The following is a 25,295-nucleotide window of genomic DNA, read 5'->3' on the forward strand; positions in this document are numbered from 1 at the left end:
AGTGGAACTTCCCTGGGAGCGGCCGGGCAGGACAGGCCGATGAAGAAATTTCCGCTGCTGCTTACCATGCGGTTCGGTAACGCCATCGCGGTGAATACGTGGAACACCCACACGTGGAAGCCTGCCCTGGCCAAGGCTGGAGTCATTCCGCAGCGTCCTGTGGGGGCGAAGCCCTAGATAGTGGGCGGGCATCACCCAAGGATGGCTTTCACGTGCTGCGGCACACCTACGCTTCGATCCTGCTGGAGGTGGGCGAGTCCGTGGTCACGTTGGCGCAGTGGCTCGGACACTCGTCGCCAACGATCACGCTGGGTTACTACGCGCACTTCATGCCGGAGGCCGGGAACCGGGGACGCGCCGCGATCGACGAGATGTTCGGGGGAGCGGAAGAGATGGGCGCCGGCTGAAACTCCCCAGATTCTCCCCAGGGCTGATTGCGGAGCTTTCCGGTCGCACGTGCCTGACGTCACACCTTCGATGTTCAGGCTACTGGGGCGTATAGCCTGGGGAAATGCTGACCGAAGTCATCGCGACCCGCTACGTCACGCCGTTGCGTGAAGGCGGATCGCTACCGGGGATCGTCGAGGCCGACGATCTCGGTACGTACGTCATGAAATTCACCGGTGCGGGGCAGGGGCGCAAGACTCTGATCGCCGAGATCATCTGCGGGGAGCTGGCCCGGCGGCTGGGGCTGCGGGTGCCCGAGTTGGCCTTGATGCAGCTCGACCCGGTGATCGGCCTGGGGGAGCCGGACCAGGAGGTCCAGGAGCTGCTGAAGGCCAGCGGAGGGCTGAACCTGGGGATGGACTACCTCCCGGGGTCGCTCGGTTTTGACCCGCTCGCCTTCGAGGTCGGGTCGCGCGAGGCGGGCCGCGTGGTGTGGTTCGACGCCCTGATCAACAACGTCGACCGGTCCTGGCGTAACCCCAACCTCCTGGTCTGGCACGGAAAGCTGTGGCTGATCGACCACGGCGCCACCATGATCTGGCACCACAACTGGCCCGGCGCGGAGAAGGCGTCCGCCAAGCCCTACGACGCCACGGATCACGTGCTGGCCACTTTCGACCCCGATATCGCCCTGGCCGCCGACGAGTTCGTGCCGCAGATCTCCGAGGAACTGCTGGCCGAGATCGCGGCCGACGTGCCCGATGAGTGGCTGGTCGACGAGCCCGGCTTTGGGTCGGCCGACGAGCTTCGGAGTGCGTACGTGCGCACGCTGCTGGCCCGCGCGGCGGTGATCAGCGACCGCATCACGATCGGCGAACGCACCCCGGACAAGCCCTCCAGGGCGCCGGAGTGGCTGGCGGGCAAGCCGCCGCGGAGGGCAGTGAAGTGAGCGGTCTGCACAACGGGCGCGACGTGTTCGAGTACGCGCTCCTGAAGGTCGTCCCCCGGGTCGAGCGCGGCGAGATGATCAATGCGGGGGTGGTCGTGTACTGCCACGCCCGGCGCTTCGTGGAGGCGCGTACGTATCTGGACGAGGCCAGGCTGCTGTGCCTGGACCGGGCAGCTGACGTCGAGGGGGTGCGGGCGGCGCTGAGCGCGGTCGAGGGCATCTGCCGCGGTGGGGAACGCGCGGGGCAGGCGGCGCAGGACGACGCCGGGCGGCGCTTCCGCTGGCTGATCGCGCCGCGCAGCACCGTGGTTCAGCCGGGCCCCGTCCACACCGGCCTGACCACCGATCCGGCTGTCGAGGCCGAGCGGCTGCTGGAACTGCTGGTGCGCTGACGGGGTGGCCGGGCGGCGCTGCGCAGAGGTCCTGGAGGGCCGGCGCGGCGCCGCCCGGCCGTTTTCGGCTCGTTGCCGCGCGCATCGGGCCACCTTTCGCCGTCCTGCGCAGGTGAGGTGGGCAACGCCGCGGCGGTGGGCGTTGACAGCGGGTGGCCGGGCTTCTAGCGTCAGCCCTGCTGAAGCGACTAAGCGGTTGCTCACCTTCGGGAACGGTGCCGCAGCCGCTGGTCGCGGCGTTCGAGGTTTCGAGGGTAGGGAGAACCCGCATGTCCACCACCGAGCAGCGCGTCGCCATCGTGACGGGCGCGGCCCGCGGCATCGGCGCGGCCACCGCCGTCCGTCTGGCCGCCGAAGGCCGCGCCGTCGCCGTACTCGACCTCGACGAGGCGGCCTGCAAGGACACCGTCGAGACGATCACCGCGGCCGGTGGCAGGGCCATCGCCGTCGGCGCCGACGTCTCCGACGCGGCGCAGGTGGAGGCGGCGGTCGCGCGGGTGGCCGCCGAACTGGGCGCGCCGACCGTGCTCGTCAACAACGCGGGGGTGCTCCGCGACAACCTGCTGTTCAAGATGAGCGAAACCGACTGGGACACGGTCATGAACGTGCACCTGCGGGGCGCGTTCCTGATGTCGCGGGCCTGCCAGAAGCACATGGTGGACGCCAAGTTCGGCCGGATCGTCAACCTGTCGTCCAGCTCGGCGCTCGGCAACCGCGGGCAGGTCAACTACTCGGCGGCCAAGGCCGGTCTTCAGGGCTTCACCAAGACCCTCGCCATCGAGCTCGGCAAGTTCGGCGTCACCGCCAACGCCGTCGCCCCCGGCTTCATCGTCACCGACATGACCGCGGCGACCGCGGAGCGCGTCGGCATGGGCTTCGAGGACTTCCAGGCCGCAGCCGCCACCCAGATCCCGGTGCAGCGCGTCGGCCGTCCCGAGGACATCGCGAACGCCATCGCCTTCTTCACCGGTGAGGCGGCCGGTTTTGTCTCCGGCCAGGTCATGTACGTCGCCGGCGGCCCGCTCAACTGACCGCCCCACCGATCCAGGAGAACAGCACATGACCGAGCAGCACAGCGCGCTCCCCGAGCCCTCGGGCAAGGTGGCGCTGGTCACCGGCGCGAGCCGCGGCATCGGCTACGGCATCGCCGAGGCGCTGGTGGCCCGCGGTGACCGGGTCGCCATCACCGGCCGCAACGAGGACGCGCTCAAGGAGGCCGTCGAGCGGCTCGGCGCCGACCGGGTGATCGGCGTCGCGGGCAAGGCGCACGACGAGGCCCATCAGGCCGTCGCCGTCGAGCGGACGATGGAGACCTTCGGCCGCGTCGACTACCTCGTCAACAACGCAGGGACGAACCCGGTGTTCGGCCCGATCGCCGACCTCGACCTGGGCGTCGCCCGCAAGGTGTACGAGACCAACGTCATCTCGGCGCTCGGTTTCGCGCAGCGCACCTGGCACGCCTGGCAGAAGGACAACGGCGGCGCGATCGTCAACATCGCCTCGATCGCCGGCGTCAACGCCTCGCCCTTCATCGGCGCCTACGGCATGAGCAAGGCCGCGCTGGTCAACCTCTCGATGCAGCTCGCGCACGAGTTCGCGCCCGTCGCCCGCGTCAACTCCATCGCGCCCGCGGTGATCAAGACCAAGTTCGCGGCGGCGCTCTACGAGAACCGCGAGGAGGAGGCGGCAGCCGGGTACCCGATGGCACGGCTCGGCGTCCCCGAGGACATCGGCGGGGCCGCGGCCTTCCTGCTGTCCGACGCCGCCGGGTGGATCACCGGCCAGACGCTGGTCGTCGACGGCGGTCTGTTCCTCAACGCCGGGGTCTGACGACCGGGCGCCCGGCCCTCCCTTCACGGGTGGGACGGCGGTCCGCAGAGGCCGCCGCCCCACCCGTTCCTGCGTTGTCAGTGGTCGCCGGTAAGTTCTGTACACGAGAACGGAACGCACACCGGAGGTTGTTACGTGGTGACCGACATGCTGCCCGAGTCCTGGCGCGGCGCCCTCGGCGAGGAGCTGGAAAAGCCCTACGTCAAGGAGCTGGCCGACTTCGTGGAGCAGGAGCGGGCGGGCGGTCCGGTCTACCCGCCCCGCGAGGAAGTCTTCGCGGCGCTGGAGGCGACGCCGTACGACCAGGTGAAGGTGCTCATCCTCGGCCAGGACCCGTACCACGGCGCCGGCCAGGGGCACGGCCTCTGCTTCTCCGTGCGGCCCGGCGTCAAGACCCCGCCCTCGCTGCGCAACATCTACAAGGAGATGAAGGAGGAGCTGGGCCACCCGGTGCCGGACAACGGCTATCTGATGCCCTGGGCCCAGCAGGGCGTGCTGCTGCTGAACGCCGTACTCACCGTCCGTGAGGGCGAGGCGAACTCGCACAAGGGCAAGGGCTGGGAAAAGGTCACGGACGCGGTGATCCGTGCCGTGGCGGCCCGCCCCGACCCGGCGGTCTTCGTGCTGTGGGGAAATTACGCGAAGAAGAAGCTGCCGCTGATCGACGAGCAGCGGCACGCGGTGGTGCAGGGCGCGCATCCCTCCCCGCTGTCGGCGAAGAAGTTCTTCGGCTCCCGCCCGTTCACCCAGATCAACGAAGCGGTCGCGGCCCAGGGCCACACCCCGATCGACTGGCGGATCCCCGACATCGGCTGAGCCGGGCCCGTCCCCGCGCCGTCCCGCACACCGCGCGGCGGCGCCACCCGGCGGTTAGCGTCGGGAGGCAGAAGCGGCGGACCGACGCGGGAGTGAGCGGTGACGGAGCAGCAGCGGGAGGAGACGTCCGATGACGGGGTGCTGACCCGGATCGGCCAGGCGATCATGCTGCACCGGGCCGGTGACAGGGAAGAGGCACGCAACCGCCTGCACACGCTGTGGCACGAGATCGGTCCGTACGGCAACGCCTTCCACCGCTGCACCCTCGCGCACTACATGGCCGACACCCAGGACGATCCGAAGGACGAACTCGACTGGGATCTGCGGGCGTTGGAGGTCGCCGAGGGCTTCCTCACCCAGCGGCCCGAAGCGGACACCGGCACGCGGGGCGGGGGACAGGTCGCCGACGGCCGCGGCCCGCGCCACCCCGTCATTGCCCTCCGTGCCTTCTTCCCGGTGCTGCACCTCAACCTCGCGGCCGACTACGTCACACTCGACCGCCCGGCCGACGCCCGTGCCCAGCTGCTGCGGGCGCGGGTGTGGGCCGATGCCCTGACCGACGGTGCGTACCGGCGCGGTTTCCGCGCCGAGATCGAGCACCTGGAGGGCCGCATCGGCGCCGCCCCGGGGCGGCCGTCGTAGCCTGGCCTGCTGTCCGTGCCGCCTTACCCTCCGTAGGTCTGGCGGCAGATCCGGTTCGCGGCGCCGCCCTGCTGCCAGTGGCCGTACGTCCGGCCCAGCGCGCAAGGATCCGCGCCGGCGGGCAGCCCGCCGAGCCGCGGTGCGCGGGTGGGCGCCGGCCGGGCCGCCCCGCCGCCCTGGCGCACCGGACCGTTTCCGCCGGGCGCGGGCACGAACCGTCCGCGGCCGTGCGAGGTGGCCCCGCCGGGCATGCCGCGGTCCCGCGCGCCGTGGCCGTGGCCGGGCGGCTTCCGGCGGTCCTTCGCTCCGGGACGGTCCGGTGGCGTTCCGGGCTTCCGTGGCCCGCTCCGTTCCCCGGCCGGCGTGGGCAGGCCCGAGCCGGTCGGTTCCACGGAGGGCGGCGGCGCGGCACGGCGCGGACCGTCGGGAGCCGGGCGGGGCGAGACGGTCATGCAGCCGGTGGCGGTCGCCACGACCACCACCGCCAGAACAGTCATTACGGGCAAACGGTGCACCCCGCCACTCTCCTGGCCGCAGGTGCACGGGGGAAGTCCCCGCAGGGGTGATCGGCGAGGCGGAAAGACGACGCGAGGCACGGGAGCGGTGCGGAGGTCCGCTCGGGGTGCGTCCGCGCCGTGGGACTGCCCGTGCTCTTCGCCATCCGTGCGCGGCATCGAGTTCAGCGGTTCCGTGCCCTGCGCGGCCCGGACGGCATCGCCGACCGGCGACCGTCCGTCACCCCCCCCGCCCCGTAAACTTCCGGCACACGCGGCGCCGCGACCGATGCGGGCCGCGGCACTACCCCGGGAGAACGCGTGAAGGTCGGCTGCATCGGGCTCGGCGACATCGCCCAGAAGGCATACCTGCCCGTGCTGGGAGCGCAGCCCGGCGTGGAACTGCACCTGCAGACCCGCACCCCGGCCACCCTCCAGCGGGTCGGCGACACCCACCGACTGCCCGGCGGGCAGCGCCACACGGACCTGGAATCGCTGCTGGCCACAGGGCTCGACGCGGCCTTCGTGCACGCGCCGACCGCCGCCCACCCGGAGATCGTCGGACGGCTGATCGAGGCAGGGGTACCCACCTACGTCGACAAGCCGGTCTCCTACGAGTACGCGGAATCCGAGCGTCTCGTCCATCTCGCCGAGGACCGCGGTGTCGGCCTGGCCGTCGGCTTCAACCGCCGCTTCGCGCCCGGTTACGCCCAGTGCCGCGAGCACCCGCGCGAGCTGATCCTGATGCAGAAGAACCGCGTCGGCCTCCCGGAGGACCCCCGCACCCTGGTGCTGGACGACTTCATCCACGTCATCGACACCCTTCGCTTCCTGGCACCCGGCGAGTTCGATCAGGTCGATGTGCGCGCCAGGATCAGGGACGGGCTGATGGAGCACGTCGTCCTGACGCTCTCCGGCGACGGCTTCACTGCCATCGGCACCATGAACCGGCTCAGCGGCTCAGCCGAGGAGATCCTCGACGTCTCGGGTCAGGACGCCAGGCGCCAGGTCGTCAACCTCGCCGAGGTCATCGACCACAAGGGGCAGCCGACGGTGCGGCGGCGCGGTGACTGGGTGCCGGTCGCCCGCCAGCGCGGCATCGAGCAGATCGTGCTGTCCTTCCTCGGCGACGTCAGGGCCGGTGTGCGGCCATCGGCGCTGGACGCGCTGCGCACCCACGAACTGTGCGAACGGGTCGTCACCGACGCGCTCGCCCAGTCCGGCTGACGCGGCGCAGCGCGGCGGTCGCGCCCCACAGGCCGAGCGCCGCCAGCGCGCCGTATACGGGCCAGTCGCCGAGCCGGGTGTAAGGGCTGGTGCCTTCGGCGAGCGGCAGGTCGTAGACGGCGGCGGCGCTGCGGTCGGTGCCCAGCCGCTCGCCGACCTGCTCGCCGCGCGGGCCGTACACCGCGCTGACGCCGGTGAGCGTGGCGTGCACCATCGGCCGCCAGGTCTCCGCGGCCCGCAGCGCGGCAAGTGACGCGTGCTGCGCGGGCGCCCAACTGTCCTGGAACGTCGCGGTCGATGACTGCGCGACCAGCACCCGCGCGCCGTCGGCCGCCAGATGCCGGCTCATGTCGGGGAACGCCGTCTCGAAGCACACCAGCGGCCCGATGTGCAGCCCGTCAGCGGTGGCGACCGGCATCACCACCTGGTGGGTGCCGCGCCTGCGGTCGACGGCCGCCGCGTCGCCGACCCGGGTCGCCCAGCCCAGCAGCGGCCGGAACGGGATGACCTCGCCGAACGGCACCAGCCGCATCTTCGCGTAGCGCTGACCTGTCGGCCCGTGCGGCCCGACCAGCACGGCGCTCTTGTAGATCCCGGGCTGCCCTGCGTGGTGCGCGTCGACGTTCACCAGCAGGTCGGCGCCGGTCTCGCGGGAGAGCGCGGCCAGCCGGGCGGCGAGCCGCGGGTGGTCGGCCGGATCCCGGGTGAGGCTGCTCTCGCCCCAGACGACGAGCCGCACGCCACGGCCCGCCATGGCGCGGGTCAGCGACTCGCTGCGGGCCAGCCGTCCGTCGGGCCCGCCGTCGGTGCCGGGCTGGACGACCGCGACCCGTACCGTGCCGTCGCTGCGGGGGACCGGGGCGCCGTACCAGGCGGCGGTGCCGGCCAGCGCGCAGACCAGCAGGCCCACGACGGCCGGCAGCCGGGTGCGCGCCACCGCGATCAGCTGCGCGAGCGCGGTGTTCACCGCCACGAGCAGCAGGCTCAGCAGCCACACCCCGCCGATCGAGGCGAGCCGCAGCGCGGGCGGCAGCTGCCACTGGCTCGCGCCGAGCAGCCCCCACGGGCCGCCCAATGTCTCCCAGGACCGGACCAGTTCGATCAGCAGCCAGCCGGACGGCACCAGAACCAGCGCCGCCGCACACCGGCCCGCCCGCGGTGCGCCACCGAGCAGTGCGCGCACCAGCAGCCCCCACGGCGCCCACAGCGCACCGAGCAGGGCGGCCAGGACGAGGATGAAGACGTGCAGGTTCGGCAGCAGCCAGTGATGGACCGCCAGCATGAAGCCCGTGCCGCCGAACCAGCCCTCCAGGGCCGCGCGTCGGGCCGTCGGCGCCGTCCTGATCAGCAGCAGCCAGGGGACGACGGCGACGTAGGCGAGCCACCACCAGGACGGTGCGGGGAAGGCGAGCGCCGGCAGGGCACCGCAGCACAGCGCGGCCAGGCTCCGCCGCCAACGGGAGCCGATCCGCCACCTCCGCTGGGCACCGGGTGTGCGCATACCGCCTCCCCTTCGGCAGAGCCTGCAGGTCCGGCCCATTTTCACGGCAGACGGCCAGTGTGCGCGCGTCGGGCGGCGACCGACAGGGGGCGGACCCGGCGAAGATCGCGCGGGCCGCGGACGGCGGACCGCCACGCAGCGGCGCCGGTGGGGCGCCGCCGCGTGGCGGAGGTTCGGCCCTGGGGCCCGTCAGCGCACCAGCGCGGCTTCCCCGGCAGGCTCGCGGCCGGTCTCAGGGGCGCTGTCCCGGTCGGCGTCGGGGCCGCCGGGCGCGTCGGCGAACTGGGTCCGGTACAGCTCGGCGTAGCGCCCGTCGGCCGCCAGCAGTGCGTCGTGCGTCCCGCGTTCGACGATCCGGCCCGCCTCGACGACCAGGATGAGGTCGGCGGCCCGTACGGTCGACAGCCGGTGGGCGATGACCACGGCGGTGCGGCCCTCCAGGGCCTCGGTGAGGGCTTCCTGCACCGCGGCTTCGGAGGTGTTGTCCAGGTGGGCGGTGGCCTCGTCGAGGATCACCACCCGGGGGTGTGCCAGCAGCAGCCGGGCGATGGTCAGCCGCTGCCGCTCGCCGCCGGAGAGGCGGTAGCCGCGTTCGCCGACGACGGTGTCGAGGCCGTCGGCCAGCGAGCCGATCAGGTCGGCAAGCCGGGCGCGGCGCAGGGCGCTCCACAGTTCGTCCTCGGTCGCGCCCGGCTTGGCGAGCAGCAGGTTCGCGCGGATCGAGTCGTGGAAGAGGTGTCCGTCCTGGGTGACCATGCCGAGTGCGTCGCGCAGCGAGGCGGCGGTCAGGTCGCGGACGTCCACCCCGGACAGCCGGATCGCGCCCGCGTCGGCGTCGTACAGCCGCGGCAGCAGCTGCGCGATGGTCGACTTGCCGGCGCCCGACGAGCCGACGAGTGCCACCATCTGGCCCGGTTCGGCGCGGAAGGACACGTCGTGCAGGACCTGTTCGCCGCCCCGGGTGTCGAGAGTGGCGACCTCCTCCAGGGAGGCCAGGGACACCTTGTCGGCCGACGGGTAGCCGAAGCGTACGGAGTCGAACTCGACCGCAACCGGGCCTTCGGGCACCGTCCTGGCGTCCGGCTTCTCGGAGATCAGCGGCTTGAGGTCCAGCACCTCGAAGACCCGCTCGAAGCTGACCAGCGCGCTCATGACCTCGACGTGGGCGCCGGACAGCGCGGTCAGCGGGGCGTAGAGCCGGGTGAGCAGCAGGGCCAGGGAGACGATGGCGCCGGGTTCGAGCTGTCCGCGCAGGGCCAGGAATCCGCCGAGTCCGTAGACGACGGCCAGGGCCAGTGCGGAGACCAGGGTCAGCGCGGTGACGAAGTACGTCTGCACCATCGCGGAGCGCACGCCGATGTCGCGCACCCGGTCGGCCCGTGCGGCGAACTCGGCGGACTCGTGGGCCGGGCGGCCCATCAGCTTGACGAGGGTGGCGCCTGGCGCGGAGAACCGCTCGGTCATCTGGGTGCCCATCGCGGCGTTGTGGTCGGCGCCCTCACGGCGCAGCGCGGCCAGCCGGCGGCCGACCCGGCGGGCCGGGAGTACGAACAGCGGCAGCAGCACCAGCGCGATCAGGGTGATCTGCCAGGACAGGCCGAGCATCACGACGAGGGTGAGCAGCAGCGTCACGATGTTGCTGACGACCCCGGAGAGGGTGTCGCTGAACGCCCGCTGGGCGCCCAGCACATCGTTGTTGAGACGGCTGACCAGGGCGCCGGTGCGGGTTCTGGTGAAGAACGCGACCGGCATCCGCTGGACGTGGTCGTAGACGGTGGTGCGCAGGTCCAGGATCAGTCCCTCGCCGATGTTGGCCGACAGCCAGCGGGTGAGCAGTCCCAGGCCCGCCTCGGCGACCGCGATCAGCGCGATGAGACCGGACAGGCCCAGCACGGTGCGGGCGGCGTCACCGTGCACGATGGCGTCCACGACCCGTCCGGCGAGCAGTGGTGTGGCCACCGCGAGCATCGCGGTGGCCGTGCTCAGCAGGAGGAACCACAGCAGTCTGCGCCGGTGCGGGCGGGCGAAGGCCGCCATCCGCCGCAGCGTGGTGCGGGAGAAGGAGCGCTTGCCCTGCTGCGCGGTCACTGTGCTGTGCAGTGAATGCCAGGCGGTGACTTCCATGTCCATCGCGGTCTCCAAGGGGCTCGGTTCGTCAAGGGATCGCCGTGGCGAACCGGCGACTGAACAGGAACCTATGACCTCAACTAAACTTGAGGTCAAGGGATTCCTTGCTGGTCACCCCCGGGGGGTGTCCGTGATGGCGGGGGAGACCCTTACGGGGGACGGGGGAGAAGGGGGCAAGTACTCCCGTGCTCCCCGCCCGCGACTCCCGCCCGCGTCCCACTCCCGGGTCCGCCCGGTCAGCCGTCCGCGGCCCGTCGCCAGGCCGTGGTCCGCAGCAGCCGCAGCCCGTTCAGCCCCACCAGGACCGTTGACCCCTCGTGCCCCAACACGCCCAGGGGAAGCGGCAGATGGCCGACGAGATCCCAGACCACCAGCGCCGTGATGCACACCGAAGCGATGCACAGGTTCTGCACCACCAGCCTCCGGGCCCGCCGGGACAGCGCCATCACCGCGGGCAGCGCGCCCAGCTCGTCCCGCACCACGACCGCGTCCGCCGTCTCCAGCGCCAGATCGGAACCGGCCCGCCCCATCGCCACACCGCTGTGCGCCGCGGCCAGCGCCGGCGCATCGTTCACGCCGTCACCCACCACCAGCACCTTCGCGCCCTCCTCCTGCCAGCCGACCACCGCCGCGACCTTGTCCTGCGGCAGCAGTCCGGCCCGCACGTCGGTGATGCCGGCGTCCTGTGCCGTACGGGCGGCGGCGCGAGTGTTGTCGCCGGTCAGCAGGGTGACTTCGGTGCCGGTCAGGGCGGCCAGCCGGGCCACCGCCGCCGGCGCGCCCGGCCGCAGCCGGTCGGCGAGCGCAAGCACCCCGGCCGGCTCGCCGTCCACCAGCACCACCACGGCCGTACGGCCCGCGGATTCGGCCGCCGCCACGGCCTCCCGTGCCACCGTCACGGGCCGCGGCTCCGGGGCGGCCGCCGACCGTGCCGCGGACGCTCCCCGCGTGCCGTCCTCCGGGTCGTCCAGGAGTGCCGCCGGACTGCCGACCTGCACGGTCCGCCCTTCGACCACGGCCCGCACGCCGCGCCCCGGAGCGGAGGAGAAGTCACGCGCGGCGGCCACCGGCAGCGACCGCTCCCGGGCCGCGGCCAGCACGGCGCGTGCGAGCGGGTGCTCGCTGGCGTGCTCGGCCGCCGCCGCGAGCGCGAGCACCGCCGACTCGTCGCGGCCCGGCAGCGCGACGACCTCCGCCACCCGGGGCGTCCCCTCGGTGAGGGTGCCGGTCTTGTCCATCGCCACCCGCGTCACCGCCCCCAACTCCTCCATCGCCACGGCCGACTTGACGAGTACGCCGTGCCGGCCCGCCGTCGCGATGGCGGACAGGAGCGGCGGCATGGTCGCCAGCACCACCGCGCACGGGGACGCCACGATCATGAACGTCATCGCCCGCAGCAGCGTCGTGGTGACGTCGGCCCCGAAGGCCGGCGGGATGGCGAAGAGGGCGAGCGTGGCGACCACCACACCCGCCGAATACCGCTGTTCGGCCTTCTCGATCAGCAGTTGGGTGGGTGCCTTGGTGCCGCTGGCCTCGGCCACCATCGCCACGATCCGCGCGATCACCGAATCCGACGGATCGGTTCCCACTCGCACCCGCAGCGCCCCGGTGCCGTTCAGCGTGCCGGCGAACACCTTGTCGCCCACGGTCTTTCCGGCCGGCAGCGGTTCACCGGTGATCGTGGCCTGATCCACCTCGCTCGCCCCGTCCAGCACGGTCCCGTCGGCGGGCAAGCGCTCCCCGGGGCGTACCAGCACGGTGTCGCCCACCCGCAGCGCCGTCGCCTCGACCCGCTCCTCCCGGTCGGCGCCCGCGGGCCCGGCCCCGGGGTCGATCCGTACGGCGGTGGTGGGCGCGAGGTCGAGCAGTCCGCGGACGGAGTCCTCGGTGCGGCGGGTGGCCAGCGCCTCCAGGGCACCCGAGACCGCGAAGATCACGATCAGCAGCCCGCCGTCCAGGAACTGCCCGATGGTGGCCGCGCCGATCGCCGCGACCACCATCAGCAGATCCACGTCGAGGGTGCGCTCGCGGAGCGCCGACAGACCCGCGAGGCCGGGTTCCCAGCCTCCGGCCGCGTAACACACCGCGTACAGCGGGCCCCAGGACCAGGCGGGAGCGCCCGTCAGGTCGAGCGGGAAGGCGAGCAGGAAGGCGAGCGCGGCGAGCACGGCCCAGCGGACCTCGGGCAGCGCGAAGAGCCGGGTGCGCCGAGCGGGTGCAGGGGGCGCGGGCGGTGTGCGGCCGGAGCGATCCGTACCGCCGTCGACCAGCGTGGACGTCATGGAGGGCACCTCGGGGGAGCGGGGACGGTAACGCGCACACCATAGCGGAATACATGAAGAGGTCTTCACGTATATGCCAGATACGATGTGTCTCATGGGACACGGAGTCGACGGCCGCACCACACCGGCGGCGCATCTGGACGCGGACGCCGCCGCGACCATCGCCGCCACGCTCCAGGCGCTGGCCACGCCCTCCCGGCTGATGATCCTGACCCGGCTCCGGCAGAGCCCGTGCCCGGTCGGTGAACTCGCCGACGCCGTCGGCATGGAGCAGTCGGCCGTCTCCCACCAGCTGCGCCTGCTCCGCGCGTTGGGCCTGGTCACCGGCTCACGCCAGGGGCGCCGCATCGTCTACAGCCTCTACGACACCCACGTCGCCCAGCTCCTCGACGAGGCCGTCTACCACATCGAGCACCTGCGCCTCGGCGCCCGCGACCTGCCGGACGTGGCCGACCCGGCGTAGCGCACCTGCCGTACGCAACCGCATTGGAGGTTCGGCCAAGGGGGACGGGGGATCGGCGGGGCGGGTTTGGGCGGTCGGCCAGAATCCGCAGCCGGGCATTTACATGCCCAGGGCGCCCCGCCACCGTGATGCACCGTCAGGAAATCCCCCTGTCCCACCCGGAAGGAGGGGCCCGCGATGGCTGAACTCCCCGCATCCCATGGCGACTTCGAGGTTCCCGTCATCGACGTGGCGCGCTGGGCCACGGGCGGTGCGGCGGAGCGCGCCGTGCTCGCGTCGGCCGTCGACGAAGCGGCCGGCACCGTCGGCTTCATGCAGATCACCGGCCACGGCATCCCGGACACCGCCCCGCGGGACCTGGCCGACGCCATGGACGCCTTCTTCGCCCTCCCCCTGGACGAGAAGAAGGCCCTGTGCGCCCCGCCCGAGATCAACCGGGGCTACACCCCGCCCAGAGCGGAGAAACTCAGCCTCAGCCTGGGCGTCACCTCGCCCGAGGACCTGTTCGAGGCGTTCAACGTCGGCGTGGACGGCACCGGCCACACCGGAGGGGCGCTGCCGGCCACGCACTTCCCCGCGAACCGCTGGCCCGACCCGCGCCGCGTCCCTGCCTTCCGGGAGGCCGTCGACACCTGGTTCCGGCACGCGGGCGGCCTGGCGCGGCTGCTGACCGGGATCTTCGCGCACGCACTCGGACTCGACGAGCACTTCTTCCGCCCGTACACCGACCACTCCGTCGACGTGCTGCGGATGAACAACTACGCGCTGCCCGCCGGGGACACCCGCCTCGACCGGGGCCGGATGGGGATGGGCGCGCACACCGATTACGGCATCGTCACCGTGCTGTGGGCGGACCGGGTGCCGGGACTCCAGATACTCGGCGACGGCGGGCGGTGGCACGACGTGCAACCGGCCGACGGCGCCCTGCTGGTCAACCTCGGTGACGCGCTCGCCCGTTGGAGCAACGACCGCTGGCGCTCCACGCTGCACCGGGTACTGCCGCCGGCCGACGCCGAAGGACGGCTGGTGCGCCGCAGATCCGCCGCCTACTTCCACGACGGCAACCACGACGCGGTCATCAGCCCGCTGCCCGGCTGCGTCCCCCCGGGCACCGAACCGCTCTACCCGCCGGTCACCATCGGCGAGCACATCACTGCCAAGCTGGCGGGCTCCCGCGCCCTGCGACCGCACGACGACGCCACGCGGGAGAGCGCACGCCTGCTCGCCGCCACCGACACCGGCGACCACTGACCCGGCCACACCCGGTCACACCCGGCCCCGAGTCCCGCCACCACCCGCCCCGTCCGGCCGTTCGCCCGCCCCGGAACGACCTGGCGGCGCCCGCCGGGCCGCGCACGGAGAGGTCACGCCCCGTGGAAGACACCGGCCCGCCCCCGCGCCACCCCGTCGACCGGCGCCCGCCCTGGGGCCCGCTCCTCCTCCTGGGCGCCCAGCACGTCCTGGTGATGTACACCGGCTCCATCGCCGTACCCCTGCTGTTCGGCGCCGCCACCGGCCTGCCGCACGCCACGGTGGCCCTGCTCATCGACGCCGACCTGCTGGTGGCCGGGGTGGTGACGCTGCTCCAGAGTGTGGGCGTGGGCCGGGTGCTCGGCGTGCGGCTGCCGATCGTGGCAGGCGCGGGCTTCAGCGCCGTATCGCCGATGATCCTCATCGCGCAGCAGTACGGCATGGCCGCGGTCTACGGCGCGATGCTGGCGGGCGGCGTGTTCGGCCTGCTGGTCGCGGCGCCGTTCGCGCGTCTCGCGCGCTACTTCCCGCCACTGGTCGGCGGCACCGTGATCACCGTCATCGGACTGTCGCTGCTCGGCGTCGGCACCCACATGGTGGCGGGCGACGACCCGTCGGCTCCCGGCTACGCGGCGCCCGCGCGCCTGGTGCTGGCGGGCGGGGTGCTCGCCCTGATCGTCGTGCTGACACGGCTCTCGCGCGGCTTCATCGGCCAAGTCGCCGTACTGGTGGGCATGGTGGCCGGCACCCTGGCCGCCTTCCCGCTCGGCCAGGCCGACTTCTCGCAGGCCGCCGGGGCGCCCTGGCTCGGGCTGCCGGAGCCGTTCCACTTCGGCGCGCCGCACTTCCCGGTGGCCGCGGTGGTCTCGATGTGCGTGGTGATGCTGGTGATCTTCACCGAGTCGACGGCCAGCATGCTCGCGGTGGCGGAGATGACCGACCGGCCCCTGAGCACCGGCGACCTCGGCCGCGGACTGGCCGCCGACGGCCTCTCCGGAGTGCTCGCCGCGGCCATGAACTCCTTCCCCGACACCGTCTTCGCGGAGAACCTCGGGCTGGTGGAGATGACCCGCGTCCGCAGCCGCTGGGTCACCGCCGTCGCCGGTGCCCTGCTGATCGTGCTGGGCTGCGTCCCGCGGCTGGGCTCCCTCGTCGCCTCGCTGCCCGACCCGGTGGTGGGCGCCGCGGCGCTGGTGATGTTCGCCATGGTGGCCGGGGTCGGCATCCGCATCCTGCGGCAGGTCGCATTCGACGGCACGTCCAACCTGCTGATCGTCGCCGTCTCCCTGGTCGCCGGGATGGTTCCGGTGACCGCCCCGCACATCTACGACCGGCTGCCCGCCGGCGCCCGCATCATCGTCGGCAGCGCCATCACCTGCACCGCCGTCTCCGCGTTCACCCTGAACCTGCTGTTCAACCACGCACCGCGGCGCGGCCGACGCACCAAGGGGAGGCCCGGGGAAGGAGACGGCCCCGGGACGGCCACCGCCACCCGGCGCCCCGGACACCGAGCCGCCCGCTGACGCCCGCCCGCGAACGAACCGAAACGAGGAACGACCGTGCCGGCCAACCGCCTTGTCATCGAGAACTGCGCCCTCGCCACCATGGACGCGCAGGGAACCGAGTACCCAACGGGCCACGTCGTGGTCGCCGGCCACCGCATCGAATCGGCCGGCCCGGGACCGGCTCCCGACGGCCTGCCGGACGTCGCCCGGCGGATCGAGGCCGGCGGCCACCTGCTGACCCCGGGACTCGTCAACACCCACCACCACTTCTACCAGTGGCTCACCCGCGGCCTCGCCCAGAACTGCAGCCTCTTCGACTGGCTGGTCACCCTCTACCCGGTCTGGGCCCGGATCGACGAACCGATGGTGCACGCTGCGGCACAGGGCTCGCTGGGCGCCCTGGCACTGTCCGGAGTCACCACCACGGCCGACCACCACTACGTCTTCCCCCGCGGCGCCGGCGACCTGCTGGGCGCCGGGATCCGCGCCGCGGCGGAGCTGGGCCTGCGCTTCTCACCCACCCGCGGCTCCATGGACCGCGGCGCATCGGACGGCGGACTCCCGCCGGACTTCGCGGTGGAGACCACCGAAGAGGCCCTGCTCGCCACCGAGGCGGCCATCGACCGCTGGCACGACCCATCGCCCGCCTCCATGCTCCGCATCGGCGTCGCGCCCTGCTCGCCCTTCTCCGTCTCGTCCGAACTGCTCCGCTCGGCCGCGACCCTGGCCCGCACCAAGGGCGTACGGCTGCACACCCACGGCAGCGAGACCGCGGAAGAGGAGGAACACTGCCGGCAGCGGTACGGCATGACGCCGACCGAACTGCTGGAGTCCACGGGGTGGTTGGGCCAGGACGTATGGATGGCCCACTGCATCCACATGACCGCATCCGACATCGCACGCTTCGCCGGGACCGGCACCGGTGTGGCGCACTGCCCGTCGTCCAACGCCCGGGTGGCCGCCGGACTCGCCCGCGTCCCCGACATGCTCGCCGCCGGTGTCCCGGTGGGCCTCGGCGTGGACGGCGCCGCGTCCAACGAATCCGGTCAGCTCGGCGCCGAGCTGCGCAACACCCTGCTGGTCAACCGGCTCGGCAGCCACCGCGAGAAGGCACTCACCGCCCGGCAGACGCTACGGATGGCCACCATGGGTGGCGCGCGGGTACTGGGCCGCCAGGAGGAGATCGGCTCAATCGAACCCGGCAAACTGGCCGACCTCGCCCTGTGGAAGACCGACGGTCTGCTCCACTCCTCCATCGCCGACCCGGTGGCCGCCCTCGTCCTCGGCGCCCCGGCCCCGCTGACCCTGCTGCTGGTCAACGGCGACCCGGTCGTCGCGGACGGCCACCTCGTCACCGCGGACGAGGACGCCATCGCCCGCACCACCCGCGCCCAGGCCCGGCGCCTGGCCACGCTCGCCGGACTCAGCGGATAGCCGCCGAGAACAGCCCCCGTCCGGCTCTGCGTGCGTAACCGGACGGGCGCCAGGGCGAGTTTGAGCCAACCTTTCCGCCGTCCTCCCTACCGGGACTTGACAGCCCGTCAAACGGGTAGGCCGTAGACACCCGCGGTAAAACCGTACACACGCGGCACACTCGACGACCCGGATCACAGCCGGCGACCGGCACCGCGACCACATCGAGCGCCACCGGCGGCCGGAACCGCCCGGCCTCATCGACGCTCCCTCACCTTCCGCACGCCTCCGCCGCCTACGTGTGGCGGGATCTCGCGCCCTGGCACGAAAGAGGGACGGGCCTGATGGACGAGGATCACAACACCCGAGGCTTTCTCGGCCGGACGTACACGGTGGGCAGCACCACCGTCGTCGAACTCCGCGGCGAGCTGGACATTCTCGCCGCGTGGACGCTGTCCGACCGGCTGGACGACTTCACCGGCACCCGCCGCCCCGATCTCCTACTGGATCTGCGGGCGGTGACCTTCATCGACTGCTCAGGGCTCTCGCTGCTGTGCCGGGCCCGCCACCGGACGCGCGCGAAGGCGGGACGGCTCAGGCTCACCGGTGTCACCACCGGCGACAGCGTCATGCGACTGCTCGCCATGACCGGCCTGACCGGTTCCTTCGACGTGCTCACCGACGTCCCCTCGTCGACGCCCTGCGGGTCCGACGACGGGACGCATCCCGGTGCACCGGACAGACCTGCGGTCAGCGCGGTGTGGTGCCAGGGGTGACCCGGAGCCGCGGGCCCGGCCCGGCTCTCCCGTAGCGGGCCGGCGTCCGCGCGCCGATGCGCCGGTGCCGACCGCCGGCTGAGCGGACTACCATCACGCTTCATGTCTGTTCACGAAGTAGAAATCGGCGCCCTCCAGGGCGGTTCCGCCGACCTGTCCCAGTACCGCGGCAAGGCCGTACTGATCGTCAACGTCGCATCCAAGTGCGGCCTCACCCCGCAGTACGCGGGACTGGAGCGGCTGCACGCCCAGTACGCCGCGCGCGGCTTCACCGTCCTGGGCGTCCCCTGCAACCAGTTCATGGGCCAGGAGCCCGGAAACGCCGAGGAGATCGCCCAGTTCTGCTCGGCGACGTACGGCGTGACCTTCCCGATGACGGAGAAGATCGACGTCAACGGCGACACCCGGCACCCGCTGTACCAGCAGCTGGTCGATGTGGCGGACGGCGAGGGCCACACCGGCGACATCCGGTGGAACTTCGAGAAGTTCCTCATCGGCGCGGACGGCACCGTGGTCGCGCGCTTCTCCCCGCAGGTCGAGCCGGACGACGCCGCGATCGTCTCCGCCATTGAGGAGAACGTCTCCGCCTGACGCGGCAACACGCCCGTCACACCGCCTCGTTACCGGCTCACCCGCCCCGTTCACGGCCGCCCCGCGCGAGCCGGGACGGGGCGGTTCCGTTTCTCTCTCCCGTATGACCCGTCATCCGTTCGTGGCGGCGGCGCCTCACCAATTCACTCGATGGTGTATTCATGCGGGCCGTCGATAGAGCAGTGCCGAGTGCGCGGCGGCGGCCGTTCAGCGTTCGGGCTGCGAGGGGGAGCGCGGCGGTTCCTGGCCGGAACCGTGACGGCGGGTGCGCGGGACGGTACGCCCGTCATCCGGCGCACCCGCACCGCGCCGCACCGCCCCCGAGGCCGTCTCGTCGACCGGCCACGACACCGTCGAGCGCAGCGCGCCGGAACGCCACTCCCGGAGCAACTGGTCGAAGATCGGGGTGCCTTCCTCGTGCGGGCGCGGCGCGCGATGCGGCGGGGGCGGCGGGAGCGCCCGCGTCTGCGGGGGAAGGGGGTGGCGCTGGAACGGATGACCGGCGTTCTGCTTGGCGTCCATGCCCGGATTCAACCCGGAGACCCGTCCTCGGGTTGCGGGGGCGCGTGCGGAGTGACCCAGATGCCCCTGAGGTGGTGAGGGGCAGAAGATACGTTCCCGCGCCGGGAAGTTGACGCGCGGGCGCCGTACGGGCCGCGCCGTGGCCGTCATCGGTTCCTGTCCACCGCCGCCTCGATTCCGTCCAGCAGCACCGTCAGCCCGACATCGAAGGTCGCCCGCGCCTCGCGTTCCAGGTGCGGTTCTTCGCCGTCGGCACGCGCGGTGCTTTCGGAGGTGTGCGCGGCGCCCTCGGTCTCCAGCCGGACCAGGAGCGGGAAACGCTGCGGGAATTCGGGGGCGACCTCGCCGAGCACCGAGGACCGGGCCTGCCACCACTCCTCGTCGGACACCCCCGTCGCCGCCGCGGCCAGCCGTGACTCGGCGACCGTCTGCGCGGCCCCCCGCACGAAGTGGAACAGCGTGCCCACGATGCGCCGCACGGAGGACGACGGCAGCTCCGTGGCGTACAGCACGCGGAGGACCGTCTCCAGCGCGACGTATTCGTTGGGGCCGAGCACCGGCCTGGCCTGCGACACCTGGAGGACCCAGGGGTGGCGCAGGTAGAACGCCCAGGTGTCCTCGGCCCAGGACGTCAGAGCGGCGCGCCAGCCGGGCGCGAGGTCGTAGCCGGTGGGGAGTTCGGCGAGCGCGCGGTCGTGCATCAGGTCCACCAGCTCGTTCTTGCCGGGGACGTAGGTGTACAGCGCCATGGCGGTGCGTCCGAGGCGTTCGCCGACCGCGCGCATCGACAGGGCCGCCATGCCGTCGGCGTCCGCGACGGCGATGCCGGCGTCGACGATCGCGTCCACGCTGAGCGCGGGTTTGGGCCCTGGCGCAGGGCGCGTGGGCGCGGCTCCCGCCTCCCGCCACAGCAAGGCAATCGAACGGCGGGCATCGCCCTGCCCGGCGAAGACAACCACTTGCGTCTCCTTACGCCATAAAGTAATGTCACGAGTGAACTCTTTACGGCGTAAGGATATCAGGGGGACTCGATGACGCCTGCACTCGTCGCGCTCATTCACGTCACCGACGTCACCCGGATCACCCCACGGATGGTCCGGGTCACGTTCACCGGGGACGGCCTCGACGCTCTCACCGCCTGGCCCGACCAGCAGCTCAAGCTGTGCTTCCCCCGGCCTGGCCAGGACACCCCGCGACTGCCGGACGCGGGGGCCGAAGGCGACGCGATGCGCTGGTACCAGGCGTTCCTCGCCATACCCGAAGACGAACGGCCGTGGATGCGCAGCTACACCGTGCGATCCCACGATCCGGCACGCCGGGAGATCACCGTCGATTTCGTCCTGCACGACGGGGAGAGCGGGCCGGCCACCCGCTGGGCCGCGTCCGCCGCCGTCGGCGACACCCTCGGGCGCTACGGCCCGGACGCCGCCTACGCCGGACAGTTGCCGCTCGACACCGCGGACTGGCTGCTGTTCGCCGGTGACGCCACCGCCCTGCCGGCCATCAGCTCACTGATCGAGCAACTGCCCGACGACGCCCGCGCCCTGGCCTGCGTCGAGGTGGCGGACGCGGCGGAGGAACAGCCGCTCGCCGTGGACAGGCCCGGTGTCACGGTGCGATGGGTCCATCGCCAGGACGCGTCGGGCGGCCCCGGCGAGGCGTTGCTGCACGCCGTCCGCGACGCCGACATCCCCTCGGGCGAGACCTTCGCCTGGCTGGCGGGAGAGGCGGGCACGGTACGGACGCTGCGCCGCCATCTCGTCGGAGAGCGCGGCCTCGCCAAGGGCCGGATCCACTTCACCGGCTACTGGCGCCGCAGCCTCACCCAGGACGACGCCCCCACCGAAGAAGACCTCGCCGAGGCACAGGAACGCATATCGGCACTCCGGGCGGAGTCGGAGTCGGGGGCGGGGCAGGGTAGTTGACGGTCGGATGGGGTGAGGGGAGCGTCGGTGGTGGCCGATTCGCCGTTCCGGCAGGTTGTGACGGGGCCGTTCAGCGTGGCGCGGTCGGCTGAATGACCGTCAGGCTGAAGCGTCCGCCTTCGGCGGCGGCGTGTGCGAGGGCCGCGTTGGTGTCGTCGAGGCCGAAGGCTGTGACGGTGAACTAACGGAGATCCAGCAGCCCGGCCCTGGTCAGTTGGATGAGGCGGGTGTTGGCCTCGCGGGGGCACAGCCACTGGCCGCGGATCGTGACGTTGTTCCTCATGATCCACGGATACGGCAGTCCGAGGTCGGCGCCGCCCAGCATGCCGACGCCGCCCATGAGGACGACCGTGCCGCCTTCCCGGACCGCCATGACCGCCGCCCGTACCGGTGTGGTTCCCGCAGAGGGCGGGAGCAGGTCCAGGACGATGTCGATCGGGCCCGGCGCCGCTCCTCGCATCCGTTCACGGTCCGTGTCCTCATCGCCGGACAGGGGCACCGTCCGGATGCGCGAACCGAAACGGCGCTCCAGCTCGGCGAGCATCTTCCCGTTCCGTCCCGGCGCGATCACGAGGCCCGCCCCCATGGCCAGGGCGACCGCGACGGCGGCACTGCCGAAGTTCCCGGTGGCGCCGCTGACCAGCACGGTCCGGCCGGCCTGGAGACCGGCCGCGAGGAGACCGCCGTAGGGCACGAGGAGGAGTGGCAGGGCGCACCACAGTCCCGCGTCGGCCGGTTCGATCGCGCCGAGAGGGAAGACGTTCTCGGTGGGGACCAGCAGTTGTTCGGCGAAGGAGCCCTGGCCGAAGTGTTCCTGTAGGCGCAGTCCGCCCTGCCCGCGGGCGCTCAGGCCCTGAAGCGTGATGTCAGGGGTCAGCGCGTCGTCCCGCGAGCGGACGGTCGGGTCGCACAGGACCCAGTCGCCGACGCGCAGACGCGTCGCGTCGGGGCCCACGGCGCGTACCCGGCCCACCGCCCCGCTTCCCGGTGTCACCGGCAGCGTGAGCAGGTACTGGCGCTCCCCGCGGAAGACCTCAGCGGCGTACGGCAGCACGCCGGCCGCGGCGACATCGACCACGACCTCGCCCGTCGCCAAGGCGGGATCGGGCACGGTCTCGATGGTCAAAGAGGATCCGAACTGCTTCAGGACTGCGGCTTTCATGCGGCCTCGCGCCTCTCTCGAACGGCCACCGGACGTGGCACGGCCTCATCGTGGGGGCGCCGCTGAACCGGATCCAGACCTGGCATCATCCTGGGATCGCGCGGACCCACCCTCGTGGAACGCGAGTTCACCCGTTGAAGCAGTGGAAGGAGCGGGAGCAGCCGGTCATGCCGAAAACGACCCGCAACGGATTGGGCGAGTTCCTTCGGTCCCGCCGGGAGAAGCTGAGCCCGGAAGCGGTCGGGCTGCCCGACCGGCGGCGTCGGCGCACGCCTGGACTGCGGCGCGAGGAGGTGGCCGAGCTCGCGGGCATCGGCGTCGACTGGTACATCCGGCTCGAACAGGGGCGAGCCGTCTCCCCCTCGGCCGCCACGCTGGACGCGCTGGCCCGCGTTCTGCGCATGGACGAGGTCGAGAAGAACCACCTGCGGACCCTGGCGCGCGGCCCCCACCACCGGCCCTTCGTACGGGAGCAGGTGCCCGAGGCCATCCGGCACCTGATAGCGGGCCTGGACCGGCCCGCCTACGTCACCGGCCGCCGCCTGGACCTGCTGGCCTGGAACGACGCGGCAGCCGAACTGTTCACCGGCTTCGTCCGACTGCCCGATGAGGACCGCAACGTCCTGCGCTACCTGTTGCTCGACCCCCAGGCGCGGCGCCTCTTCGGCCCGGGGTGGCCCGAGGAGGCCCGACGCGTGGTGGCCCGGTTCCGGACCGCCCACGACCTGTGGCCGGCCGACCCCTCCTTCGTCGCCCTCGCGGCCGGACTGCGCAGGGACTGCCCGGAATTCGCCGCCTGGTGGACCCAGCACCCCATCCTGACCAGCGGAAACGGCCGTAAGACGCTCCATCACCCCGAACAGGGCGTCCGCACGTTCAGCTACGCGACCTTCCAGGCCAACGACCACCCGGCACTGCAACTCTCCCTCTACACCCCGCTGTGACGCACACCGGCGACGAGGGTGCCGGACGAGCCCGCTGGAAACGGCGGCGTGCCCCGGGTCTCCACCCGGCTCAAAGGGGGCACATCCGGGGGGCCTTGCCGTCCCGTGGCGTCGCGCCGTCGTCTACAGTTGCATAAGTCTGCAATTCAACAGTTGGCGTGGCGGCCGGCGGGCCGCGATGCGGAGGACGCGAGTGGGCGGTTTCGGCGGAGCGGTACGGCAACGAACGCCGTCGGCGCAGGCCAGGGCCGTGGCGGCGCAGGCCGTTGACGGCGTCTGGGTGGCAGTCGCCGGTGCCGTTGCGCGCGCCATGGGGGAGGAGTCCGTATGACGGCCGCCCGTGTGCCGCTCTACGAAGCGAAGGCCGAGTTCTTCCGCATGCTGGGGCACCCGGTCCGCATCCGGGTGCTGGAACTGCTGCAGGACGGCCCGCTGCCCGTACGGAAGCTGCGAGCCGCGATCGAGGTGGAGCCGGCCGCACTGTCCCAGCAGCTCGCCGTGCTGCGCCGCTCCGGCATCGTCACGGCCACCCGTACCGGCTCCACGGTCGTCTACGAGCTGGCGGGCGGCGATGTCGCGGGGCTGCTGCGGGCCGCCCGCCGGACACTCTCCGCGGTCCTCGTCGGCCAGCACGAACTCCTCACGGAGCTGCGCCGGGCCGAACTGGGCTGCGCACAGGCCGACTTGGGCTGCGTACAGGAGGCGTCGTGAGCGACATGCAGAGGAATCCGGTGCCGGGCCGCGCTCCGGTCGGCGGCGCGGCACCGGCCGCCGCTCGGCGGGCCGGGGCCCGCGGGTCGGGAAGTCGTAGCCGTACCGTGCGGTGGCCGGTGACGGCAGGCCGTACGTCCACGTCGTGCCGCAGCGGTTCGGGCCGGCCGCTCGGCGGCCTCGCCGGGTGAGCGCGGTGCCCGGCGCAGCACGACGGAAGGGACCGCCGCCGTGGCGCTCGGTCCGGTCGCGTACCTGCATACCCATGGCCGGAACCCCGGGTGCCCGGCGCCCCTGCTCGGGACACCACCACCCGCTCGACAGCGGGGCGGTGCGTTCCGCGGGTCGGCGTCCCTGCCCGTGGGGAGCGGCCGGTGCCCGTACGGCGCCGCGCGGTGTCCGCCGGCGCGCCGTCCCGATCCGGCGCCGTACCGGCCGCCCCATCGGGCGCCCCGTCGTGCGGCCCTCGATGCCGCCACGCGTCCTGGCGCTGGTCGCCCGGCGCAAGGAGCACGCCACGACGCGGCAGGTCCTGCTCTACATAGCGGTCGGTCATCTCGTGGCCGGATTTCTGGCCCTGCTCTTCTATCTGGGTCGGCACGCGGGTACCTGAGGGTGCCCCGGGTGGTGCGGGGGGCGTCCGTTTTCCCGTGCCGCCCGGGACGGCGCGAAGGGTCACGGGAGGTGACTCCGGGTGCGCCGCGATCCGCCACCACCGACATTCTCGAACTGGTCACCCCCGTCATCTACACATAAAGGCGACATAAGCGCAGAATTGAAGGTGCGTGGTCGATGCCGCGCGATTACGGCCAGGCTTGCGAACGAAGGAGGCGAGTCGCATGGCCGACGTCTCACACAGCAGGGGAGATCTGGCCGGTCACCCCGATGTTTCCGAGATGCAGGCCCGTTACGAGCGGGTGCTCGGAGGGCGGGATGTAGCACTCGTGGACGGGCCGGTGTTCCTGGTCGGCCTGTTCTGTGCGGTCTCGCCGTGGATCGTGCACTACGCCGGCTCGCAGCCCGCGCTGGCGACGCACAACCTCATCATGGGCGTCGCGATCGGCCTGCTGGCCCTGGGGTTCACCGCGATGCCGGCCCGGATGTACGGACTGAGCGGGGCGATGTGCGCCATGGGCGTGTGGATGATCATCGCGCCCTGGATCGTGGGCAGCGGCCCGGACATGGGAGTCGTCTTGACCAACGTGGTGGTCGGCGCACTGACGTTCCTGCTGGGTCTGCTCTGCATCGGGGCGGCTGCGAAGAACCGCCACCGTGTGACGTGACGTCCGTCCCGCGCGTGCGGTGACGCTGCGGGGGAAACGCCGTGGGGCGGGGGGCGCGGGTGGGGGGGCCCCCCCCCCGGGTGGGGGGGGCCCCGGGAGCCC

26 protein-coding genes are annotated in these 25,295 nt (G+C 72.4%); 19 read left to right on the forward strand and 7 right to left on the reverse strand.

Features of this window, described 5'->3' with window-relative positions; genetic code table 11:
- Window positions 1-212 precede the first annotated feature (212 nt).
- From ACIBK8_RS08135 to ACIBK8_RS08165, 7 genes are all read left to right on the forward strand, one after another.
- On the forward strand, window positions 213-407 hold the full coding sequence (locus ACIBK8_RS08135; RefSeq protein WP_399040820.1) for an integrase: 195 nt from the start codon (window positions 213-215) through the stop codon (window positions 405-407).
- A gap of 104 nt (window positions 408-511) precedes the next feature.
- Complete coding sequence (locus ACIBK8_RS08140; protein ID WP_399040821.1) at window positions 512-1,336, forward strand: HipA family kinase; 825 nt, start codon at window positions 512-514, stop codon at window positions 1,334-1,336.
- Window positions 1,333-1,728, forward strand: a complete 396-nt coding sequence (locus ACIBK8_RS08145; protein WP_399040822.1) for a DUF3037 domain-containing protein — start codon at window positions 1,333-1,335, stop codon at window positions 1,726-1,728. Before ACIBK8_RS08140 ends, ACIBK8_RS08145 begins: the two co-directional genes overlap by 4 nt.
- 269 nt (window positions 1,729-1,997) lie before the next feature.
- Window positions 1,998-2,759, forward strand: a complete 762-nt coding sequence (gene fabG / locus ACIBK8_RS08150; protein ID WP_393687193.1) for a 3-oxoacyl-ACP reductase FabG — start codon at window positions 1,998-2,000, stop codon at window positions 2,757-2,759.
- A 28-nt stretch (window positions 2,760-2,787) separates the two neighbouring features.
- Complete coding sequence (locus tag ACIBK8_RS08155) at window positions 2,788-3,558, forward strand: SDR family oxidoreductase (protein ID WP_399040823.1); 771 nt, start codon at window positions 2,788-2,790, stop codon at window positions 3,556-3,558.
- 147 nt (window positions 3,559-3,705) lie between these two features.
- A complete protein-coding gene (locus ACIBK8_RS08160; protein ID WP_399041214.1) occupies window positions 3,706-4,374 on the forward strand; it encodes a uracil-DNA glycosylase in 669 nt (222 codons plus the stop codon).
- A gap of 99 nt (window positions 4,375-4,473) precedes the next feature.
- Window positions 4,474-5,016 carry a hypothetical protein gene (locus ACIBK8_RS08165; protein WP_399040824.1) on the forward strand — a complete coding sequence of 181 codons (543 nt, stop codon included), beginning with the start codon at window positions 4,474-4,476 and terminating at the stop codon, window positions 5,014-5,016.
- A 23-nt stretch (window positions 5,017-5,039) separates the two neighbouring features.
- On the opposite strand, the gene ACIBK8_RS08170 is transcribed toward ACIBK8_RS08165, so the two are convergent.
- Window positions 5,040-5,513 (reverse strand): hypothetical protein, encoded by a 474-nt coding sequence (locus ACIBK8_RS08170; protein ID WP_399040825.1) that lies wholly within the window; start codon window positions 5,511-5,513, stop codon window positions 5,040-5,042.
- A gap of 318 nt (window positions 5,514-5,831) precedes the next feature.
- Between ACIBK8_RS08170 and ACIBK8_RS08175 the strand changes: the two genes are divergently transcribed.
- Window positions 5,832-6,737, forward strand: coding sequence for a Gfo/Idh/MocA family protein (locus tag ACIBK8_RS08175; protein ID WP_399040827.1), 906 nt, complete (start codon window positions 5,832-5,834; stop codon window positions 6,735-6,737).
- Here the strand turns inward: ACIBK8_RS08175 and lnt are convergent.
- The 3 genes from lnt to ACIBK8_RS08190 all read right to left on the reverse strand — a co-directional run bounded on the left by lnt (window position 6,709) and on the right by ACIBK8_RS08190 (window position 12,647).
- The gene (gene lnt, locus ACIBK8_RS08180; protein WP_399040828.1) at window positions 6,709-8,238 is read right to left on the reverse strand and encodes an apolipoprotein N-acyltransferase; all 1,530 of its coding nucleotides are present in this window, start codon (window positions 8,236-8,238) and stop codon (window positions 6,709-6,711) included. The genes ACIBK8_RS08175 and lnt overlap by 29 nt on opposite strands.
- Window positions 8,239-8,427: 189 nt before the next feature.
- Complete coding sequence (locus ACIBK8_RS08185) at window positions 8,428-10,368, reverse strand: ABC transporter ATP-binding protein (protein WP_399040829.1); 1,941 nt, start codon at window positions 10,366-10,368, stop codon at window positions 8,428-8,430.
- Window positions 10,369-10,601: 233 nt separating this feature from the next.
- The gene (locus ACIBK8_RS08190) at window positions 10,602-12,647 is read right to left on the reverse strand and encodes a heavy metal translocating P-type ATPase (RefSeq protein ID WP_399040831.1); all 2,046 of its coding nucleotides are present in this window, start codon (window positions 12,645-12,647) and stop codon (window positions 10,602-10,604) included.
- Window positions 12,648-12,741: 94 nt separating this feature from the next.
- On the opposite strand from ACIBK8_RS08190, the gene ACIBK8_RS08195 reads away from it, so the two are divergent.
- The 6 genes from ACIBK8_RS08195 to ACIBK8_RS08220 all read left to right on the forward strand — a co-directional run bounded on the left by ACIBK8_RS08195 (window position 12,742) and on the right by ACIBK8_RS08220 (window position 18,646).
- On the forward strand, window positions 12,742-13,110 hold the full coding sequence (locus ACIBK8_RS08195; RefSeq protein ID WP_393687201.1) for an ArsR/SmtB family transcription factor: 369 nt from the start codon (window positions 12,742-12,744) through the stop codon (window positions 13,108-13,110).
- Between the two features lie 177 nt (window positions 13,111-13,287).
- A complete protein-coding gene (locus ACIBK8_RS08200) occupies window positions 13,288-14,361 on the forward strand; it encodes an isopenicillin N synthase family dioxygenase (protein ID WP_399040832.1) in 1,074 nt (357 codons plus the stop codon).
- Between the two features lie 122 nt (window positions 14,362-14,483).
- The gene (locus ACIBK8_RS08205; RefSeq protein ID WP_399040833.1) at window positions 14,484-15,884 is read left to right on the forward strand and encodes a nucleobase:cation symporter-2 family protein; all 1,401 of its coding nucleotides are present in this window, start codon (window positions 14,484-14,486) and stop codon (window positions 15,882-15,884) included.
- 36 nt (window positions 15,885-15,920) lie between these two features.
- Window positions 15,921-17,300, forward strand: a complete 1,380-nt coding sequence (locus ACIBK8_RS08210; protein ID WP_399040834.1) for an 8-oxoguanine deaminase — start codon at window positions 15,921-15,923, stop codon at window positions 17,298-17,300.
- Between the two features lie 323 nt (window positions 17,301-17,623).
- Window positions 17,624-18,055 carry an STAS domain-containing protein gene (locus ACIBK8_RS08215; protein ID WP_399040835.1) on the forward strand — a complete coding sequence of 144 codons (432 nt, stop codon included), beginning with the start codon at window positions 17,624-17,626 and terminating at the stop codon, window positions 18,053-18,055.
- Window positions 18,056-18,157: 102 nt separating this feature from the next.
- A complete protein-coding gene (locus ACIBK8_RS08220; protein ID WP_399040836.1) occupies window positions 18,158-18,646 on the forward strand; it encodes a glutathione peroxidase in 489 nt (162 codons plus the stop codon).
- 207 nt (window positions 18,647-18,853) lie between these two features.
- On the opposite strand, the gene ACIBK8_RS08225 is transcribed toward ACIBK8_RS08220, so the two are convergent.
- Together ACIBK8_RS08225 and ACIBK8_RS08230 are read right to left on the reverse strand one after the other, a co-directional pair.
- Window positions 18,854-19,168, reverse strand: coding sequence for a hypothetical protein (locus ACIBK8_RS08225; protein WP_399040837.1), 315 nt, complete (start codon window positions 19,166-19,168; stop codon window positions 18,854-18,856).
- Between the two features lie 146 nt (window positions 19,169-19,314).
- Window positions 19,315-20,127: a TetR/AcrR family transcriptional regulator gene (locus tag ACIBK8_RS08230; RefSeq protein ID WP_399040838.1), complete on the reverse strand. Its 813-nt coding sequence runs from the start codon at window positions 20,125-20,127 to the stop codon at window positions 19,315-19,317.
- A gap of 72 nt (window positions 20,128-20,199) precedes the next feature.
- On the opposite strand from ACIBK8_RS08230, the gene ACIBK8_RS08235 reads away from it, so the two are divergent.
- Entirely contained in the window at window positions 20,200-21,093 is an 894-nt protein-coding gene (locus ACIBK8_RS08235) for a siderophore-interacting protein (protein WP_399040839.1), read from the forward strand.
- A 181-nt stretch (window positions 21,094-21,274) separates the two neighbouring features.
- Here ACIBK8_RS08235 and ACIBK8_RS08240 read toward each other — a convergent pair whose 3' ends face one another.
- Window positions 21,275-22,255 carry a medium chain dehydrogenase/reductase family protein gene (locus tag ACIBK8_RS08240; RefSeq protein ID WP_399040840.1) on the reverse strand — a complete coding sequence of 327 codons (981 nt, stop codon included), beginning with the start codon at window positions 22,253-22,255 and terminating at the stop codon, window positions 21,275-21,277.
- A 167-nt stretch (window positions 22,256-22,422) separates the two neighbouring features.
- Between ACIBK8_RS08240 and ACIBK8_RS08245 the strand changes: the two genes are divergently transcribed.
- The 4 genes from ACIBK8_RS08245 to ACIBK8_RS08260 all read left to right on the forward strand — a co-directional run bounded on the left by ACIBK8_RS08245 (window position 22,423) and on the right by ACIBK8_RS08260 (window position 25,193).
- On the forward strand, window positions 22,423-23,199 hold the full coding sequence (locus ACIBK8_RS08245; protein WP_399040841.1) for a helix-turn-helix transcriptional regulator: 777 nt from the start codon (window positions 22,423-22,425) through the stop codon (window positions 23,197-23,199).
- Window positions 23,200-23,526: 327 nt separating this feature from the next.
- The gene (locus ACIBK8_RS08250) at window positions 23,527-23,910 is read left to right on the forward strand and encodes an ArsR/SmtB family transcription factor (protein ID WP_399040842.1); all 384 of its coding nucleotides are present in this window, start codon (window positions 23,527-23,529) and stop codon (window positions 23,908-23,910) included.
- A 265-nt stretch (window positions 23,911-24,175) separates the two neighbouring features.
- Window positions 24,176-24,523, forward strand: coding sequence for a DUF6126 family protein (locus tag ACIBK8_RS08255; RefSeq protein ID WP_399040844.1), 348 nt, complete (start codon window positions 24,176-24,178; stop codon window positions 24,521-24,523).
- 226 nt (window positions 24,524-24,749) lie between these two features.
- Window positions 24,750-25,193: an SPW repeat protein gene (locus ACIBK8_RS08260; RefSeq protein ID WP_399040845.1), complete on the forward strand. Its 444-nt coding sequence runs from the start codon at window positions 24,750-24,752 to the stop codon at window positions 25,191-25,193.
- Window positions 25,194-25,295 lie beyond the last annotated feature (102 nt).

This window comes from Streptomyces sp. NPDC050161, from assembly GCF_044460025.1.
Taxonomy (GTDB): Bacteria; Actinomycetota; Actinomycetes; order Streptomycetales; family Streptomycetaceae; genus Streptomyces.

What these genes read in the sequence shown, in the direction of transcription:
- ACIBK8_RS08140 (WP_399040821.1), top strand. Translation starts at nt 512, where the DNA reads ATGCTGACCGAAGTCATCGCGACCCGCTACGTCACGCCGTTGCGTGAA.
- fabG (WP_393687193.1), top strand. Translation starts at nt 1,998, where the DNA reads ATGTCCACCACCGAGCAGCGCGTCGCCATCGTGACGGGCGCGGCCCGC.
- ACIBK8_RS08155 (WP_399040823.1), top strand. Translation starts at nt 2,788, where the DNA reads ATGACCGAGCAGCACAGCGCGCTCCCCGAGCCCTCGGGCAAGGTGGCG.
- ACIBK8_RS08160 (WP_399041214.1), top strand. Translation starts at nt 3,706, where the DNA reads ATGCTGCCCGAGTCCTGGCGCGGCGCCCTCGGCGAGGAGCTGGAAAAG.
- ACIBK8_RS08170 (WP_399040825.1), bottom strand. Translation starts at nt 5,513, where the DNA reads ATGACTGTTCTGGCGGTGGTGGTCGTGGCGACCGCCACCGGCTGCATG.
- lnt (WP_399040828.1), bottom strand. Translation starts at nt 8,238, where the DNA reads ATGCGCACACCCGGTGCCCAGCGGAGGTGGCGGATCGGCTCCCGTTGG.
- ACIBK8_RS08185 (WP_399040829.1), bottom strand. Translation starts at nt 10,368, where the DNA reads ATGGACATGGAAGTCACCGCCTGGCATTCACTGCACAGCACAGTGACC.
- ACIBK8_RS08190 (WP_399040831.1), bottom strand. Translation starts at nt 12,647, where the DNA reads ATGACGTCCACGCTGGTCGACGGCGGTACGGATCGCTCCGGCCGCACA.
- ACIBK8_RS08195 (WP_393687201.1), top strand. Translation starts at nt 12,742, where the DNA reads ATGGGACACGGAGTCGACGGCCGCACCACACCGGCGGCGCATCTGGAC.
- ACIBK8_RS08200 (WP_399040832.1), top strand. Translation starts at nt 13,288, where the DNA reads ATGGCTGAACTCCCCGCATCCCATGGCGACTTCGAGGTTCCCGTCATC.
- ACIBK8_RS08215 (WP_399040835.1), top strand. Translation starts at nt 17,624, where the DNA reads ATGGACGAGGATCACAACACCCGAGGCTTTCTCGGCCGGACGTACACG.
- ACIBK8_RS08220 (WP_399040836.1), top strand. Translation starts at nt 18,158, where the DNA reads ATGTCTGTTCACGAAGTAGAAATCGGCGCCCTCCAGGGCGGTTCCGCC.
- ACIBK8_RS08225 (WP_399040837.1), bottom strand. Translation starts at nt 19,168, where the DNA reads ATGGACGCCAAGCAGAACGCCGGTCATCCGTTCCAGCGCCACCCCCTT.
- ACIBK8_RS08235 (WP_399040839.1), top strand. Translation starts at nt 20,200, where the DNA reads ATGACGCCTGCACTCGTCGCGCTCATTCACGTCACCGACGTCACCCGG.
- ACIBK8_RS08240 (WP_399040840.1), bottom strand. Translation starts at nt 22,255, where the DNA reads ATGAAAGCCGCAGTCCTGAAGCAGTTCGGATCCTCTTTGACCATCGAG.
- ACIBK8_RS08245 (WP_399040841.1), top strand. Translation starts at nt 22,423, where the DNA reads ATGCCGAAAACGACCCGCAACGGATTGGGCGAGTTCCTTCGGTCCCGC.
- ACIBK8_RS08250 (WP_399040842.1), top strand. Translation starts at nt 23,527, where the DNA reads ATGACGGCCGCCCGTGTGCCGCTCTACGAAGCGAAGGCCGAGTTCTTC.
- ACIBK8_RS08255 (WP_399040844.1), top strand. Translation starts at nt 24,176, where the DNA reads ATGGCCGGAACCCCGGGTGCCCGGCGCCCCTGCTCGGGACACCACCAC.
- ACIBK8_RS08260 (WP_399040845.1), top strand. Translation starts at nt 24,750, where the DNA reads ATGGCCGACGTCTCACACAGCAGGGGAGATCTGGCCGGTCACCCCGAT.